At 65.1% G+C, this 16,898-nt stretch carries 16 protein-coding genes and 1 riboswitch; of the genes, 7 read left to right on the forward strand and 9 right to left on the reverse strand.

The genetic code is table 11. From position 1 onward, the window contains the following. Window positions 1-12: 12 nt before the first annotated feature. The 3 genes from WBP06_RS11530 to WBP06_RS11540 all read right to left on the reverse strand — a co-directional run bounded on the left by WBP06_RS11530 (window position 13) and on the right by WBP06_RS11540 (window position 1,326). The gene (locus tag WBP06_RS11530; protein ID WP_395327633.1) at window positions 13-294 is read right to left on the reverse strand and encodes a type IV secretion system protein VirB3; all 282 of its coding nucleotides are present in this window, start codon (window positions 292-294) and stop codon (window positions 13-15) included. A 13-nt stretch (window positions 295-307) separates the two neighbouring features. Beyond that, a complete protein-coding gene (locus WBP06_RS11535) occupies window positions 308-616 on the reverse strand; it encodes a TrbC/VirB2 family protein (RefSeq protein WP_395327636.1) in 309 nt (102 codons plus the stop codon). A 335-nt stretch (window positions 617-951) separates the two neighbouring features. After that, the gene (locus WBP06_RS11540) at window positions 952-1,326 is read right to left on the reverse strand and encodes a tetratricopeptide repeat protein (RefSeq protein WP_395327638.1); all 375 of its coding nucleotides are present in this window, start codon (window positions 1,324-1,326) and stop codon (window positions 952-954) included. 298 nt (window positions 1,327-1,624) lie between these two features. Here WBP06_RS11540 and WBP06_RS11545 point away from each other — a divergent pair, with 298 nt between their 5' ends. The 5 genes from WBP06_RS11545 to WBP06_RS11565 all read left to right on the forward strand — a co-directional run bounded on the left by WBP06_RS11545 (window position 1,625) and on the right by WBP06_RS11565 (window position 8,083). Beyond that, entirely contained in the window at window positions 1,625-3,235 is a 1,611-nt protein-coding gene (locus tag WBP06_RS11545) for a hypothetical protein (RefSeq protein ID WP_395327641.1), read from the forward strand. Between the two features lie 114 nt (window positions 3,236-3,349). Continuing rightward, window positions 3,350-6,040 carry a TonB-dependent receptor domain-containing protein gene (locus tag WBP06_RS11550; RefSeq protein ID WP_395327644.1) on the forward strand — a complete coding sequence of 897 codons (2,691 nt, stop codon included), beginning with the start codon at window positions 3,350-3,352 and terminating at the stop codon, window positions 6,038-6,040. A gap of 111 nt (window positions 6,041-6,151) precedes the next feature. Next, window positions 6,152-6,284, forward strand: a riboswitch (yybP-ykoY riboswitch). 59 nt (window positions 6,285-6,343) lie between these two features. Beyond that, window positions 6,344-6,919, forward strand: coding sequence for a TMEM165/GDT1 family protein (locus tag WBP06_RS11555; RefSeq protein WP_395327647.1), 576 nt, complete (start codon window positions 6,344-6,346; stop codon window positions 6,917-6,919). 272 nt (window positions 6,920-7,191) lie between these two features. Next, window positions 7,192-7,602: a Rap1a/Tai family immunity protein gene (locus WBP06_RS11560; protein ID WP_395327650.1), complete on the forward strand. Its 411-nt coding sequence runs from the start codon at window positions 7,192-7,194 to the stop codon at window positions 7,600-7,602. A 79-nt stretch (window positions 7,603-7,681) separates the two neighbouring features. Continuing rightward, window positions 7,682-8,083, forward strand: a complete 402-nt coding sequence (locus tag WBP06_RS11565) for a hypothetical protein (RefSeq protein ID WP_395327653.1) — start codon at window positions 7,682-7,684, stop codon at window positions 8,081-8,083. Window positions 8,084-8,086: 3 nt separating this feature from the next. Here WBP06_RS11565 and WBP06_RS11570 read toward each other — a convergent pair whose 3' ends face one another. Beyond that, complete coding sequence (locus WBP06_RS11570; protein ID WP_395327655.1) at window positions 8,087-8,485, reverse strand: nuclear transport factor 2 family protein; 399 nt, start codon at window positions 8,483-8,485, stop codon at window positions 8,087-8,089. An 85-nt stretch (window positions 8,486-8,570) separates the two neighbouring features. Next, window positions 8,571-9,245 carry a response regulator transcription factor gene (locus WBP06_RS11575; RefSeq protein ID WP_395327658.1) on the reverse strand — a complete coding sequence of 225 codons (675 nt, stop codon included), beginning with the start codon at window positions 9,243-9,245 and terminating at the stop codon, window positions 8,571-8,573. A gap of 257 nt (window positions 9,246-9,502) precedes the next feature. Between WBP06_RS11575 and WBP06_RS11580 the strand changes: the two genes are divergently transcribed. Further along, complete coding sequence (locus WBP06_RS11580) at window positions 9,503-10,390, forward strand: UDP-2,3-diacylglucosamine diphosphatase (protein WP_395327661.1); 888 nt, start codon at window positions 9,503-9,505, stop codon at window positions 10,388-10,390. After that, entirely contained in the window at window positions 10,387-11,454 is a 1,068-nt protein-coding gene (locus WBP06_RS11585; protein WP_395327664.1) for a glycosyltransferase family 4 protein, read from the forward strand. The genes WBP06_RS11580 and WBP06_RS11585 overlap by 4 nt, the downstream gene beginning before the upstream one ends. 35 nt (window positions 11,455-11,489) lie before the next feature. Here the strand turns inward: WBP06_RS11585 and WBP06_RS11590 are convergent, their stop codons facing one another. The 4 genes from WBP06_RS11590 to WBP06_RS11605 form a co-directional block, all read right to left on the reverse strand. After that, window positions 11,490-12,296, reverse strand: a complete 807-nt coding sequence (locus WBP06_RS11590) for an IclR family transcriptional regulator (RefSeq protein WP_395327667.1) — start codon at window positions 12,294-12,296, stop codon at window positions 11,490-11,492. 18 nt (window positions 12,297-12,314) lie between these two features. Further along, the gene (locus tag WBP06_RS11595) at window positions 12,315-13,325 is read right to left on the reverse strand and encodes an LLM class flavin-dependent oxidoreductase (protein ID WP_395327670.1); all 1,011 of its coding nucleotides are present in this window, start codon (window positions 13,323-13,325) and stop codon (window positions 12,315-12,317) included. Between the two features lie 329 nt (window positions 13,326-13,654). Continuing rightward, entirely contained in the window at window positions 13,655-14,548 is an 894-nt protein-coding gene (locus tag WBP06_RS11600) for a tyrosine-protein phosphatase (RefSeq protein ID WP_395327673.1), read from the reverse strand. A 28-nt stretch (window positions 14,549-14,576) separates the two neighbouring features. Then, a complete protein-coding gene (locus tag WBP06_RS11605) occupies window positions 14,577-16,871 on the reverse strand; it encodes a TonB-dependent receptor (RefSeq protein WP_395327676.1) in 2,295 nt (764 codons plus the stop codon). Window positions 16,872-16,898: the final 27 nt, after the last annotated feature.

Genomic DNA, 16,898 nt, shown 5'->3' on the forward strand with positions numbered 1-16,898 from the left:
CGGGTGGCCCACTCAGGGCGAGTAGCTGTTGCAGCCCCAGCGCTGCCAGTTCGGCACGCGCGGACACTTGCTGACCTTGGCGAGCCAGAGGTCGAAAATCCTCGGCTCGCGCAGGCAGGCGACGTAGCCGATGCCATGGATCGCCAACGCCGCCGGCAGAGCCCAGAAGCTCTTGGTGATCAGGAAAATCTCCGTGGTCACCAGTCCATTGATGATGAAGAACGTGAACGTCACCCCCGCGAACATTTGCGGGCGGGTGAGCGCGCGATGGACCGGGAAGCGCGCCAAGCTCATCGGCCAGTCCTCATCAGCCGGCGGCCGACTGGATGCCGGTCACGATCGCGCCGGCACCGAACAGCACGAAGCAGCCGATGATGACGGTCGCGCCGAAGCGCCAGTTCATGCGGCCGGTCAGCATCATGAAGCCCACGGCGGCCACGGCCATCACCGCAACGGCGGTGGCGACATTGCCCAGCAGCGTGCCCTGCAGCCATCCAAGAGCTGCCACAATCGGGCCAGAACCGGCCGGATCGGCGCGCGTCACCTGCTGCGCCTGCGCCACGGAGGCGAAGGAACTGCCGAAAACACCAGCAAAAACCGAAAGAAGACCCCGCATCGCGCGGGTTCGAATCTGAGTGTGTCGAATCACCATGCCCTCCGTATGACGGCCCAGTGCGCCACCCAGATGACAGAAGTGTGACGAAGAGACGACCTGTCCCGGAATCAACCGAGGTGCAGCTTTCCCTTCCTGCCTCGTTCCAGAGGCGCCTGTCCTTCCGGCACGCAGGCCGCAGCCCCTCCGCGAATGGAGAGGCTGTCCGACAGTCATAAGACTAGTATTTGCGCCACTAGTCAAACGATCCACGGGCCCGATCTACCGCAGGGGTGGCGCCTTATACGCCGCTATGCTCCCTTATGGCCACAAATGATCTTATGACGCCGTCAACTCGGTCAGCGCGATGCCTGGGCATTGGCCCGCAGCATCTTCTGCATGGCCATCCGGGCGGTATCGCGCGAATCGGCCCAGGTGCCGTCGGCAAGCTGCAGATCGTAACGATCCTGACTGTTTATGGCGGCCCGGTAGGCCAGCAGCGCCTTGTCGGTACGGCCCGTGGCGGCATAGGCGGCACCCAGATTGATCAGCGTTGCCGGATCGTCCGGACGGGCGGCGGCACTAGCCTCCAGCTTGCGCAGCGCCTCTTCCGCGCGGCCGCTGGAAAGATCCTGATAGGCAACGTCAACGCTGTCACGCACGGGCACGTCCACGGCCAGCGCGGCGGGGGTCTGAGCCAGCAGGACCGAGGCGAATATGGCGGTGAGCGACATGGTTCTTCTCCCAGACTTGTGGTTGTTGATTACCTGCAACATCCGCCGGAATTCCACGTCCCGCAAGAAAATGACGCAACTGTCATAAAACTGCAATTAACCCATGAATGCCCAGCGTACGACGCGAGTCGCGGCAGGCAATCCCGGCCTCACAGCCCCGATCGTCATGTTGCAGTCATATTACTGCATATTTCTGTCACGCTATCGCCAACAAACTGTCACCCCCTCTCCCTAGACGCCCCTGACAGCGAAGGCGGACTCGCCGTCTCGTACCGACCTGTCCAACGGGGGAAATCACGTGAAGACTATCCATGGCATGATGCTGCTCGGCTGCAGCGCTCTTGCACTTGCCGGTTGCGGCGCCGACGACATCTCCTCGCCTGGCGCGGGCAGCATCGTGATCAACAATCCGACGCCGACCCCCACGCCGACTCCGACCCCGACTTCGGGCACCGTCGTCGCGGCGGCCAGCTGCCCCAGCTTCAACGCCACCGGCGGCCTGACCAACAGCGGCACGATCAGCGGCCCCGAAGGCACCTGGCGCGTCTGCACGCTGCCCGCACTGGTTGACGTCAGCTCCAGCCTGCCCAAGGTTGCCGGCGTGCTCTACCGCCTGAACGGCCGCGTCGACGTGGGCTGCGACGGTGGCTTCGCGGCACCGACCGCAACCTCGACCTTCACCACCACCACCGCCAGCTGCAACAGCAAGGTCCTGTCGGCCGACACCAACGTGACGCTGACCATCGATCCGGGCGTGATCGTCTACGGTGAAAACGGCGCCGAGCCGGCCTGGCTCGCCGTGAACCGCGGCAACAAGATCAACGCTACCGGCACCGCCGCGCTGCCGATCATCTTCACCAGCCGCGACAACGTCGTCGGCACCAACAACGACAGCTCGCAGGGCCAGTGGGGCGGCGTCGTACTGCTCGGCCGCGGCCAGGTGACGGACTGCAACTACGGCGCGGCACCGACCGTTGCCGGCGGCAGCACCACCTGCGAACGCGACACCGAAGGCGCGGTCAACAAGGCCGTCTTCGGCGGTAGCGACAACACCTACAACGCCGGCACGATGAAGTACGTGCAGATCCGTTATTCGGGTTACGTGCTCAGCAACGGCAAGGAACTGCAGTCGCTGACCACCGAAGGCACCGGCACCGGCACCACGCTGGAATACTTCCAGTCGGTCAACAGCTCGGACGACGGCGCGGAATTCTTCGGCGGCGCCGTGAACTTCAAGCACTACATCGCCGTCAACGCCGACGACGACAGCCTTGACGTCGACACCGGCCTGCAGGGCAACTTCCAGTACGTCCTCCTGCTGCAGCGCAGCGGCGGCGGCGACGCCATGGTCGAAGCCGACTCGAACGGCGCCGAAGACCAGTTCCCCCGCCAGAAGACCAACATCGCGAACTTCACGATGGTGCAGCCGGCCGTCAGCTCCAACAACGAAGCCAACGACCTTGCTTCGCTGCTGATCCGCGGCAACTCGGACATCACCCTCGTCAACGGCATCATCAACACGCCGAACAACGAATGCCTTCGCCTGAACGGCAGCGGCACGGTGCCGGCAACGCTCAAGGCGTTCTCGGTGGTGATGAGCTGCAACTCGACCAAGTACATGGGCTCGGGCAGCTACACCGCCGCCAACACCCAGTCGCAGTTCGCCGCAGGCACCAACAACAACGACGCCTTCACCTCGACGCTGACGAACACCTTCGTCAACGGCGCGAACGAAGCCGGCGTTGTCGCCTACGCCAGCATCACCTCGCTTTCGAGCTACTTCGACAACGTCGCCTACATCGGCGCCGTGAAGGACGCTTCGGACACCTGGTACAAGGGCTGGACCTGCAACAACGCGACCGCAGCCTTCGGTTCGAGCACCAGCTGCACCGCGCTGCCGACGACCTGAACGGGCCGCCCGTGACTTCGGGGGGGCGGCCCATCGCGGCCGCTCCCCCTTTGTCACGCTTCGGGCCTGAACCGAGGGTCAACAAATGAAATTCGTGTTCCAGGGGGACCAATCATGACCAAGCCGCGGCTCGCCTCGCTGCTGCTGCTTTCCACGTCGATCCTTACGCCGGCCATGGCGTGGGCGCAGGACAGCACCACTCCTACTGCTTCTGACGACAGCGCCACGCCGGCCGATGCCGCGCAGGAAAGCCCGGCTCCCGAGATTTCGGTACCCGGCGGCGCCATCGTCGTGACCGGCCAGCGCAGCCGCAACGCCATGCGCACGGCACCCGAAGTGATCTCGGTCCTCTCCAGCGAGGAAATCGCGCGTACCGGCGAAGGCGATATCGCCGGCGCACTGGGCCGCGTGACCGGCCTTTCGGTGGTGGGCAACGGTTACGTCTACGTGCGCGGCCTGGGCGATCGCTATTCGCTGGCCCTGCTCAACGGCTCCCCCCTGCCCAGCCCGGAACCGCTCAAGCGCGTGGTTCCGCTGGACCTGTTCCCCACCAGCATCGTCGCTTCCTCGCTGGTGCAGAAGAGCTATTCGGCGAACTTCCCCGGTGAATTCGGCGGCGGCGTGATCAATCTGACGACCAAGGCGATCCCGGCGGAAAGCTTCATCGAATTCGGCGGCGGCATCGGTTGGGACACCGAATCCACCAACAAGCTGAGCTACACCTACTACGGTTCGAAGACCGACTGGACGGGCTGGGACAACGGCAACCGTTCGATCCCATCGGACCTGCAGGCCTATTTCAACAGCGATCAGGTGATCAACCCGACCAGCGAGCTGGCCAAGCAGCTGGGCGGCCTGCTGGTGAACGGCCGCAACGCGGTGGTCCAGAAGGACAATCACACCCAGCCGAACTGGTCTGCCGACTTCTCCGCCGGCACCAAGTTCGACCTTGGCGGCGCCACGCTGGGCCTGATCGCGGCGGCCGGTTATTCGAACAAGACCCAGACCAAGCAGATCACGCAGCAGCGGGCCCAGGGCCTTACCGCCGATCCGGACCAGCTGTTCGAGAACTTCACCGCGGTGAACACCGACAACCGCGTGATCGGCAACGCACTTCTGGGCCTGGGCCTGGAATGGGGCGAGAACTCGATCCGCTGGACCAACGTCTACATTCACGACACCGACAAGCACACTGGCCTGCGCGTCGGCAAGCGGGAGAACAACCCGAATGCCGATTACATGGAGCAGACTACCGCGTGGTACGAACGCCAGCTGATCGACACCCAGTTCGTGGGTGAGTTCAAGCCGGCCGACGACACCACGATCGACCTGCGCGCCGGCTACGCGAACTCCAAGCGCCTCGCCCCGTTCGAGATCAACGCCGAGTACCTGCGTACCAACACCGCGTCCGATCCCTATGGCGATGACTACGTCAACCGCCTCGGCAACGGCAACCAGGACCCGACCACGATCACCTTCTCGCGCCTGAACGAGGATGTGTGGTCGGCCGGTGCCGACGTCAGCCACATGTTCGCGCCGGGCTGGACGGGTACGGTGGGCTATGCCTACCAGATCAACTCGCGCACCAACTCGCGCCGTTCCTTCGCGATCTACGCCAATGGCGACCAGACCCAGATCTCGAACTTCGGCCTGCTGCGCCTGGACGTGCTGCTGCAGCCGGGCACGTGGTACCTGTCGGACAACGGCGTCAACTACGGCCTCGAACTGCGTGAGCCGGACGCTTCCACGGCGATCTTCGACTCCCGCCTGCTCAACCACGCCTTCTACGGCAAGTTCGACGGCCAGCTGACCGATGCGCTGTCGTTCGACCTGGGCGTGCGCTGGGAATATGCCAAGGAATCGACGATCCTGCGCCCGATCGGCCAGCCGGCGACCAAGGCGACCGACCTGAAGAACGAATACTTCCTGCCGGCGCTGACGCTCACTTACGAGATCCAGCCCGGCATGCAGGTTCGCGCTTCGGCATCGAAGACGATCGCCCGTCCGCAGTTCCGCGAATTGCTGTACCAACCGTACTTCGATCCGGACACCAACCGCACCTACCAGGGCAACCCGTTCCTGGTGGACAGCCAGCTCTACAACGCCGAAGCGCGCTGGGAATGGTACTTCGCGCCCGAACAGCGCATCTCGATCGGCGGCTTCTTCAAGCGGCTGAACAACCCGATCGAATCCTACCTGACCGGCACTGAAACCTTCGTCACGTCCTATGCGAATGCGCCGAAGGCCAACCTCTACGGCGTCGAACTGGAAGCGCAGAAGTACGTGCCGCTGGAAAGCATGGGCAAGTTCTTCGAAACGCGCCGCCTGCTGTTGATCGGCAACTACACCTTCACCAAGTCCGAACTGAAGGTGACGGACACCGATACCGTGCGCATCTATGGCGCCGGCACCGGCACTTCGCTTGCTACCGACTACTTCAAGAACGGCGCGCCGCTGACCGGCCAGTCGAAGCACATCGGCAACGTGCAGATCGGGCTTGAGGATACCGACAGCCTCTCGCAGCAGACGATCCTGTTCAACTATGCCAGCAAGCGCGCGGTCAGCCGCGGTCTTGCCAACTCCGGTCAGCCGGACGTGCTGGAGAACCCCGGCCTGACGATCGACCTGGTGATCCGCCAGGGCATCAAGCTGTCCGACAACAAGGAAATCGAGCTGAAGTTCGAAGGCCGCAACCTTACCGGTCGCAGCCATCAGGAATACCAGCAGATGGAAGACGGCCGGGTGAACTACAACACCTACGACCTTGGCCGCGTCTTCACGCTTTCCGGCTCGGTGAAGTTCTAACCTTCCTCACCCCGGGGGCCCTGACCCCCGGCTCATCCTTGAAGAGCCCGGCCGCGACCACGCAGCCGGGCTCTCTTTTTGTTTGCCGGGCCGGAGGGCCTGCGGTATGGGCCGCGCGTCATCTGGGGAGTAGCCGCCCGCAACCCCTGCGGGATCCGTCGTCAACACACTTGGCCGAGAGGCCGTGGCGCACGGGAGGACGGAGCACCGTTCGGGCGAGACCAATGGCGTTGCAGCTCCGTCCGGCCGGGCGGGTTCTGCCGCGCTATTGTCTTGTCTGTCGCCCGGCCCGGAGAATTCGCCTTGGAAGCCCTGCTTACCTCCACCGCCGTGGTCGCCCTCGCCGAGATCGGCGACAAGACCCAGCTCCTCGCCATCGTCCTGGCCACCCGGTTCAAGCGCCCCTGGCCGATCGTCGGCGGCATCTTCGTGGCGACGCTGGCCAACCACTTCCTGGCCGCGCTGGTGGGCGAGCAGGCCTCCGCGTTCCTCAACGGCCAGTGGTTCCGCTACCTGATCGCCTTCAGCTTCATCGCCATGGCCGCCTGGACGCTGATCCCCGACAAGTTCGACGATGACGATGCGCCCAAGCCCAGCCGCTTCGGCCCCTTCGTCGCCACCGCCATCGCCTTCTTCCTGGTGGAGATGGGCGACAAGACGCAGCTTGCCACCATCGCGCTGGGCGCCCGTTTCCAGAGCGTGCTGCCGGTCATGGCCGGCACCACCATCGGCATGATGATCGCCAACGTCCCCGCCGTGTTCCTGGGCGATGCCCTGATCAAGCGCGTGCCACTGGCCGTGGTGCGCACCGTCGCGGCGCTGCTGTTCCTGGTGATCGGCCTCTGGCTGCTGGCCCAGACCGCCGGCTGGCTGGGCTGACGTCCTGAAACCACCACAAGGTGACACTTCGGTTGACACAGTTGACACGGTGCAGGGGAAAAACCGTCACCTTGCGCCGGATGTGTCACCTTGCGGCCCGTTTGATCGATCGGGATGGAACGTCCGGTCATCCCGATCGATCTATCTCATCGGGGCCGGGTAGGAAAACGCGCGGCAGTTCACTGGCGATCCGCGCGGTTGTTGACGCATCGCCCATTTGCCCCAAGTATTTACGGCGCGCGTTTGCGCCCGGGCTGTAGAGAGAGTCGCGCATGAATTCCGCAAAGCTGGCCTGCATCGCCGTCGCCGCCCCGCTGGTGCTGCTTCCCGTCGCCGCCGACGCGGGGTTCTACACCGGCAACGACCTCTACGAGATCTGCACGGTGCAGAAGGGCGAGAAGGAGTATCTTGAGCGCTCCTACGAATGCATCGCCTACATCACCGGCGCGGTCGATGCGCTGAACACCACGCGCGAGGCGGCGAAGCTGAAGAGCTGCATCCCCGCGGGCGTAACGATCAGCCAGTTGAAGGACGTGACGGTCGGCTATTTGCGCGACAATCCGGAAACCCGCAACGACGCCGCCTCCTCCCTCGTCTTCGCCGCCACCCGCAAGGCCTGGTCGTGCCCGCCGGCATCGGCGCCGAAGCCGCCCGCGAAGCCAACGGTGAAGAAGAAGCGCTGAAAGACTGTCCGGAATACGGGCGGAGCGGCAGTTTCGAACACGGCTTGATTTCCAACGCCGGCGAGTGTCATGTGGGGCCATGCTTCCCCACACCCGCGCGATGATCGCCGCCGCCGCCTACGCCTTCATCACCGGCAGGAAAGTTGCCGGCGTGTTCGATCACGCCGCCATGCGCGAACGGCTGATCGCGGCCGAATCCCGCGAGAACCGGCTGAAGGGCTTCGACGGCAACCGTCAGGCCGAATTCGGCGGCACCCTTCCCGACCTTTACGACGCTGGCGACAAGGCCGCCTTCTCGCTGGAGATCGCGGGCAGCGAAGCGCGCGGCTATGACCGTGGCTCCGCCCACCACTACACCGCCAAAGTCACCGACCAGCTGGTGCAGGTCTACGACCATGGGCAGGAGGCATGGTTCGCGTTCGACATTCGCGACGAGCAGACCGCCTTCGATTCGCGGGCCGGCGCGGACGCCAGCCAGTGAAACTCAGCCCGCGACCTGGCTGACCAGCGCGGTATCGGCAAACTGGACGAAGGACTGGATCTTGCCCTGATCGTTCAGGGTGATCAGGTCGAACAGCTGCGTGTTCACGGGGTTCTTGCCGTCGGTGGCAACCGTCACTTTCCAGCGCGCGGCAATCCTGTCGCCTTCGACCACCGCGTCCAGAAGTTCCAGATCGCTGAATTGAAAGCGATCCATCAGCTGGCCGATGCCTTCGATGGAAGACGGCGCGGTCAATCCAACCGAATGCAATACGGACGATTCGCCCACGAATTCGAAGCGGGCATCGTCCGCCCAATACTGGGCCACGTCTTCCTTGTTACCCGCCACGCGGGCAGCGTAGACTTCCCGAACCGTTTGCAATGCAGCGTCACGGTCAAGCATGTTCACCTCCGAAGGACAGTGAAGAGAGCCTGACCATACTGCAAAACCGCGCCGCGCGCGACGGACATCGGCGGCGCTGCCGCGCTTATGCGGTGTCGAAGACGTATCCCAGCGATCGCACGGTGCGCAGCGGATTGCCCGCGCCCACGCCCTTCAGTGCACGGCGCAGGCGGCCGATCCACACGTCCACCGTGCGTTCGTCCACCGCCGGTTCCTGCTTGCCCAGTGCGGCGATCAGCTGCGTGCGCGTGAAGACGCGGCCGGGATGTTCGATGAAATAGCGCAGCAGGCGCAATTCGTTGGGCATCAGCGAGATCGGCTTGCCCTGCCAGCGTGCCTGGAAGGCAGCCACGTCCACCGTCAGTTCGCCTTGTGCCAGCACGCGCAGGCCGGTGCTTTCCTGATCACCGATATTTGCGCCCAGCACGCGGTCCAGCAGCGTGGCGCGGGTCAGCGGGCCGACGATGTAGTCGTCCGCCCCCATGCGCAGCGCGCGCTTGCGGTCTTCCTGGTTGTCTTCCTCCAGCACCATCGTCACGTGCGCGTTCTGCGTCAGCGGATCGGCGCGCAGACGGCGGCAGAGTTCCAGCCCCGACATTTCCGGCAGGACCCAGTCGATGAATACCCAGAGCGCGCCTTCGATCAGCGGAAGCTCGGCAACGTCGCTCCAGCGGTGCAGCACGACGTCGAAATCGTCATGCCGGAAGGCCGCGAGCCCCCCGGAAAGCTCGCTGGTCAGGAAGATGTCGATCCGCTGCATGGCCCCCTAGCCTCAATACCTTGGGCGGCTACTTGCCCGGCGACTGTGACGATCACGTGACAAATCGCGGCGATACTGTGTGCAAAATACATTGAAGGGTGAAAGCGCCCGCCTCATCGAATTCGCCCCGCCGAAAATGCGGCGACGCTTCCTTTCATGCGCGGCGCAAACTCCTGTCATCGAAGTGACCCGCAACCGTCACGCGCACGCAACGCGAAAATGCGAAATATGACACAGCGAAACGGGGGTTTTGAGCGATGCGGAACGACGTGCAAGCACTTCTCGAACGCACCGGCGGCTTGACCGGTGGCAATATTCCGGCCTGGCTGGACCTGCCGGATCCCAAGGGCTTCCGCCCCAAGCGGAAGTACGAAACCGTGTGGATCTCGGACGTTCACCTGGGCACGCGCGGCTGCAATGCCGAAATGCTGGTGGACTTCCTGCGCTCCATCGAATGCAAGACGCTCTACCTCGTCGGTGACATCGTTGACGGATGGCGGCTGTCCAAGGGCTGGTACTGGCCGGACGCGCACAACGAAGTGATCCGCCGCATCCTGAAGATGGCGCATCGCGGCACCCGCGTGGTCTTCGTGGCCGGCAACCATGACGAAATGCTGCGCGATTACGCCGGCCTGACCTTCGGCGGCGTGGAACTGGTGCTGGAAGCGGTCCACGAAACCAAGGACGGCCGCCGCCTGCTGGTCACCCATGGGGACGCTTTCGACGGGGTGGTGCTTTATGCCAGGTGGCTCGCCTTCCTGGGCGATAAGGCCTACGGCCTGCTGCTGCGCGCCAACATCATCTTCAACGCGGTGCGCCGCAAGCTGAAGCTGCCTTACTGGTCCCTCTCGGCCTACATGAAGAAGAAGGTCAAGAACGCGGTCCAATACGTGTGCAGCTACGAGGAAGCCGTGGCGAACGAGGCAATCTCGCGCGGGTTCGACGGGGTGGTCTGCGGGCACATCCACTGCGCGGAAATCCGCCAGTTCGGCGGCATCACCTACTACAACGACGGTGACTGGGTGGAAAGCTGCACCGCGTTGGTGGAAGACGCGGCGGGCGATATCACCATCATCGACTGGATCGCCGAAACCGGCGGCCACACCGTGGGCGCGGACGCCGCCCTGGCCGAGGCCGCCGAGTGAAGCTTACCCTGGCGACCGACGCCTGGCTTCCCCAAGTCAACGGCGTCGTCCGATCGCTCTCGGCCACGTTGGAGGAACTGATCCGACGCGGCCATGAAGTGGAAACGCTGACCCCGGACCTGTTCCTGACCGTGCCGATGCCCGGTTATGCCTCGATCCGCCTGGCCATGGCGCCCCGCTTCGGGGTGCGCCGGATGCTGGACCGCACGCGGCCGGACATCGTCCACATCGCCACCGAAGGCCCGATCGGCTGGGCCGCGCGCGGCTGGTGCCTGGCCCGCGGGGTGCCGTTCACGTCCGCGTTCCACACGCGCTTTCCCGAATATGCGGCGGTGCGCACCGGGATCAGCGCCGAACGCTTCTGGCCGATCATGCAGCGCTTCCACGCGCCCAGCCAGGCCGTGCTGGTTTCCACCGCCAGCCTTGCCGCCGAACTTGCCGGCCGCGGCATCGGCCATACCCGGCCGTGGAGCCGGGGCATCGACCATACCCAGTTCCGCCCCGCGGGCCCGCGCCATCCGGTGATGGCGGCACTGCCCGGCCCGGTGCTGCTGAACGTCGGCCGCGTCGCGCCCGAAAAGAACCTGGAAGCCTTTCTCGATGCCGATGTGCCCGGCAGCAAGGTGGTGGTGGGCGATGGCCCCGCGCTGGAAACGCTGAAGCGCCGCTACCCGCAAGTGCTGTTCCTGGGCGCGCTGAGCGGGGAAGAACTGGCCAGCGCCTATCGCGCGGCGGATTGCTTCGTGTTCCCCAGCCTTACCGATACTTTCGGCCTCGTCGTGATCGAGGCGCTGGCCTGCGGAACGCCGGTTGCCGCCTATCCGGTGACCGGCCCGGTCGACATCCTCGGCCGTGACGGTTGCGGCGTGGACGATCCGATGGAGCATCCGGCCGGCGCGGTGGACGAAGACCTTGCCACCGCGATCCGCGCCGCTTTACGGATCGAGCGCGCCGATGCGGCCGCCCTTGGCGCGCTGTTCTCGTGGGAGCGCGCCACCGATCAGTTCCTCATGGCACTGACGGCAGCATTGGAAGGCGATCGAGGACTGCTCAGCGCGGCGTGAGGGCCGTCCTCCCCTTGCAGGGGACGATTTGACGGTTACCGAAATCCCAAACTGCGCGAGATCAGCGCCGCTTCCGCCACCACCAGCCGCGCCAGTTCCTCCAGCCGATCCGTCGCCCGCGCGGTGGGAGCGGCGATCACCAGTGCGCCCACGATCTGCCCCGCCGCGTCGCGGATCACCGCCGCCGTGCCGGTGACGCCTTCCGCCGCCTGATCGATGGTCTGCGCGAAGCCCTGTTCGCGCGCCGCTTCGATCGCGGCTTTCAACCCCGCGCGATCCACCAGCGTGGCCGGCGCCAGACGTTCGGCGGTCAGGCGCTTCAGATAGCTGTCCACCGCCTCTGGCGAACACGTCGCCAGCAAGGCGCGGCCGCCGGCCGTGGCGTAGAACGGCCGCCGGTCACCGATCGAGACGAGATAGCGCACCACATGCGCGCTCTCCACCAGATCGACATAAGTCATGCTCTCGCCCTGCGGCCCGCTCTGCGCGTCGCCCACCCCCAGCAGCACGGTTTCGCCGCTGGCGGCGCTGAGGCGGCGCATGCCGTCGCGGATCAGGTCCGAACTCTGCAGCCGCCGCCGCGCCTCGGTCAGCGCGCTGCCCAGCCCGAAAGCGCCGGGGCCAAGCCGCCATGCGCCCTCCGTACCGATCACGAAGCCCTCGTCCGCCAGCCCGCGCAGCAGCGCCGCCAGGCTGCTCTTGGGCGTGGCAAGGCGGCGGCTGAGATCGGCCAGCGATACCGGATCGCTGCTGGCGCAGAGCACCTCCAGCAGGCGGATCACCCGCGTTACCGACTGTGGCGAGGCGGCCCGCCGCTCACTCGCTTGAATGCTTTCCGGCACCCCGACTTCCATCCTGCCTCACCGAAACGCGGGAACGACTTCGTCCGCGAAGACCTTGGCATAGGCAAGGAAACGCTCCGCCGGAAGCCCGGGCGGCTTCATCATCGTCACATGTTCGATCGGCGCCTTGTCGCGCAGCCGCCGAAAATGGGCGATCGCCTCGTCCGGCGTCAGGATGCGCAGGGCGCCGCTGGCCTTGAAGGCATCGAGGTCCATCGCCTTCATCGCCGGATCGTCGATGCCGATCGCGCTGTCCTCCGCCATCCACGCCGCATAGGAATTGCTGACGTGCAGGAAATGCGGCGCCAGTTCCTCCATCGCCGCCGCCTTGTCATGCGCGACCACCAACATCAGTTCCTGGATCCAGACTTTCGCCGCCGCAGGATCCTTGCCCTGCTCCTCCAGCTTCTGGCGGTAGAGCGGCCAGACATCGGCATTGCCGAAGTACCCATCGCCATACCGGGCCACGCGTTCCATCGCCTTGGGCGCGAAACCGCCGATATAGAGCGGCACCTGCCCCCGGCTCGACAATGCCGAAACCCGCGCACCGTCCAGCCGGAAATGATCGCCCGCGAAATCCACCGTCTCCCCCGCCCAGAGCCGCCGTACCACCGCCAGGAATTCATCGAACCGCGCCCCGCGCTTGCGGAAATCCAGCCCCTGCGCCGCATATTCCCGCGCGCGATAGCCGATGGCGAGGCCCATCCGCAGCCGCCCGCCGGACAGCGAATCGAGCACCGCGCAATCCTCCGCAAAGCGCAGCGGCTCATAAAGCGGCGCCAGCGCGATGCCCGATCCGATCGCCATGCGCCTGGTGCGCGCGGCGATCGCCGCAAGCATGACCATGGGGGAAGTCATGTAGCCATCCTCGGCCAGATGATGCTCGGGCACCCAGGCCCCGTCGAAACCCAGCGCCTCGGTCTCGGCAATCACGTCCAGCGTTTCGGCGTGCAGCGCTTCCGGCGACTGCCGCCACGGCGCCGGATTGCGCATGTCATAGAGATAGCCGAAGCCCAACTCGCCCATCATGTCCGTCCTCTCCATCAGGGCGTGAAGCCTAGCGAGGGGCGGCCGGGCGGCAAGGCGCCGGGGCGATGATGTTGCCTTGGGCCCGATGCGAAAAGGCAGGAGGGTATTACCCCCCTGCCCCCATCGCCAACTGTCCTCTGCCCCCGCTTCGGACAGGGAGCCCGCCGCGCAAGGCGTTCGGTTGCCCCGTTCGGCATGTTCGGATCGAAAGGGAGCGCGCCGGTTCCAGGGGCCGGTTCCAGGGTTGGCGTGCTCCCTTTCGATTGTTCGGACGGCTTGCCGCGGCGTCTATGCGTCCCCGCCCCCGTAGCCCCGCCCGGATGCGAGCCTCAGTCGAGGTACATCGCGCGCAGCTTTTCGATCTGCGCCTTGTCCATGCCCATCTCGGTCTTGAAGTACCCCATCGCGCCGCCCGGATAGGCGTCCAGCTTGTTCAGCGCGGCTTCGATGTAGCTGCGGTCGGCACGCATGAAGGCACTCTGCACCGCCGGCGGCAGCGACAGGAAGGCCTGGCCGGTGGCGGCGTTCGGGCTGGTCTTCGCCTTCTTCATCGCCTCAGGCAGGTAGGTGTTGGTCAGCAGGTAGTCCTGGATCACCGTGTCGCGCGGCACGCCCAGCGCAGTGAGCAGCAGGGCAGAGGAAACGCCGGTGCGGTCCTTGCCGGCAGAGCAGTTGAAGGCCAGCGGCGCATTGCCGGCCAGCAGCTGTGCGAACATGCGCTTGAACTGCGGCGCAAACGTCTTGAGCATCATCGGATAGCTGCTGGCCATCATCGTCGTCGCGCCCTCGGGCGTGATCTTGCTCAGGTCCTTCGGCATCAGGCCGATCGCCATGCCGTCGTAATCGTCGGCGAACACGGTCGGGCCGGTGCCGGCCGCCCAAGGCATCGGCTCCGCCTTGCGCTCGTTCTTGTCGCGATAGTCGCAGACGGTCTTCAGGCCCAGCTTGTTCAGATAGGCAAGGTCACCCGTGGTCAGGTCCACCATCGAGCCGGAACGGAACAGCAGGCCCCACTTCACGGTGTGGCCATCGGCGGTGCGATAGCCGCCCAGGTCACGGAAGTTGCGGCCGCCTTCCAGCGGCAGCAGGCGCTGATGCGCAGAAGCATGAGCCGGCGCGGCAACGGCGGCGGGCGCCTCGTTCGCGGCTTGCGCCGCGAAGAAGGCCGGGGTGGAGAGTGCGACCACGGCGGCGCCGAGGATGGCGATCTGACGGATCTTCATCGTTGTTCTTCCTTGTTTTCTTTATCGATCAGAACTGCACGGTGCCGGTGATCCCGAAGGTGCGCGGATCATTGAAGATGCCGTAGTACCCCAGCGAGGAACCGCCGTTGGCCTTCACGAAGGCATAGCTTTCGTTGAACAGGTTGCGCGCCCAGACGGAGAGTTCCAGCTTGGCGCCGGTGCCCGGCATCTCGATACCGCCCAGCGCGACGCGGCCGTTGACCACGAACGAGGAGTCGGTCTTCGTCGGGTCGCTCGCCATCGAGTACTGGCCCGAGGAATAGTTGCCGTCGAGGTGGAAGCGCAGCGTGGCGTCCGCCACCGGCAGTTCGTAATCGATCGCGCCGCTGGCGGCATGGGTCGGCGTGTAGACGACGTAGACCGCGGTCAGCGCATTGTTCTGGAACGGGTTTTCCGCAGGCGGCAGGCTGGTGTGGGTATAGGCGTAGGATCCGGTCAGCGTCAGGCCCTGTACCGGGGTGACGGTCAGATCGGCTTCGATACCCTTGATGCGGCCGTTGCCTTGGGCATTGGTGGTTTCCAGCGTGGTACGCGTGGTGTTCAGGACCGGGGCGATGAAGTCGACCTGCATGTCCTTGTACGCGGCGGTATAGGCCGCCAGGTTGAAGCGGGCATGACGATCGAAGAATTCGGTCTTGGCGCCGATTTCGAAGGTCGAGACCGATTCCGGATCGAACTTGCGATAGGTGAGCGAGCGGCTGTTGGCACCGCCGGCCTTATAGCCGGTGCTCCACTTGCCGTAGAGGTGGATGTCCTGCGTCGCATCGACGGCAAGGTTCACCATCGGATCGAAGCGGTTCCACGATGCGTCCAGCGTGTACGGCGTGGCAGCACCGTTCACTTCGTCCAGCGCGCCGGTCTTCACGTCATGCGTGTAGCGGCCGCCGGCGGTGAGGTGGACGATCTCGTTCAACATTTCCGGCGTGAAGGTCGCCTGGCCGAACACGCCGATGCTTTCCGTCTTGGCGTGGCTGGCGCGATCCGGGAACGGGATCGACGACGTGGGCGTAGCAAGGATGGTGTAGCTGGTGCCGTCCGCGTTCCACTTGTTGGTGTAGGGCGTCCAGGCGTTGTCGTTCACCTTCTCGTGGTAATAGAAGCCACCGGCCACGAAGGTCAGCTGCTTCATCGTGCCGATCAGCTGGACTTCCTGGCTGTACTGCTTCTGCCACACGTCGGCCAGGCTGAAGCGGCTGAAATTGGTGTTGTTGCTGTAGCCCGGAATGAACACGCCCAGATTGCTGGAGCCGTTGTCGTTCTGCGTCTGGCTCAGTTCGCGGTACGAGGTGATCGACTTTAGTTCGAGTTCGGGAGAGACGGTCCAGTCCAGCGTCAGCAGGTGGCCGTGCGTCTTGCCCACGGCCCAGGGCTGCGGCACGCCGATGTTCGCGGTCTTGGCGCGATCCGGCTGCATCTGCAGCAGCGGCCCGGTGGTCTTGGTCAGCAGCTGGAGGTAGTAAGGCGTGCTCTCGTCACGCGAAATGTCGAACGAATAGAGCGCGTTGAAGTTGCTGCTCGGCTGCCACAGCACGCCGGCGTGGAAGCCCTTCTTGTTGTAGGCGTTGAAATCGTGCTCACCCGCCAGCGGGTTGTCCACGGTGCCGTCGCGCGTGGTGATCAACCCGTCCAGCTTGATCGAGATGTTGGCGAAGCTGGGCAGGTCGAGGTGGAGGCTGGCTTCGCGCGACCCGTAGTTGCCCAGACCCACGCTGGCGCGGCCGTCGAATTCGCCGCTGGGCTTCTTGGTGACGATGCTGATCGCGCCGCCTTCGGTGTTGCGGCCGAACAGCGTGCCCTGCGGGCCCTTCAGCACTTCGATGCGCTCCACGTCATAAAGCGCCGAGCCAAGGCCCTGCGCGCGGCCCATGAACACGCCGTCGATATAGACGCCCACGCCCTGGTCGCGGGCGGGCTGGTTGGCATCGCCCAAGGTGCCGATGCCGCGCATGCCCACGGTCAGCGCCGAACTGCGCGAGAACATCGGCGCGATCCGCAGCGAGGGGATCGATCCATCGCCCAGCGATTCCAGGCTGACGACGTGGCGATTGGCCAGGTCTTCGGCACCGACGACCGAGATCGAGATCGGCGTGCTCTGAAGGTTGGTCTCACGCTTCTGCGCGGTCACGACGATGTCGGTCAGCCCCGAGCCGCCATCGGCAGCCGGATCGGCGGCGGGTTCGGCGGCGGCGGGTTCAGGAGCGGCGGGCTCGGCCGCATGGGCGACGCCGGCAACGGTCAGCGCCACAAGCGCGGTGCCGGCAAGCGCGGCGGTACGAATGGAATCGGCGATACGAACGAACATGGGCAACCCCTGTGATGTCTTCGGGGC

Origin of the sequence: Novosphingobium mississippiense (assembly GCF_044029535.1) — a bacterium.
Lineage (GTDB): Bacteria > Pseudomonadota > Alphaproteobacteria > Sphingomonadales > Sphingomonadaceae > Novosphingobium.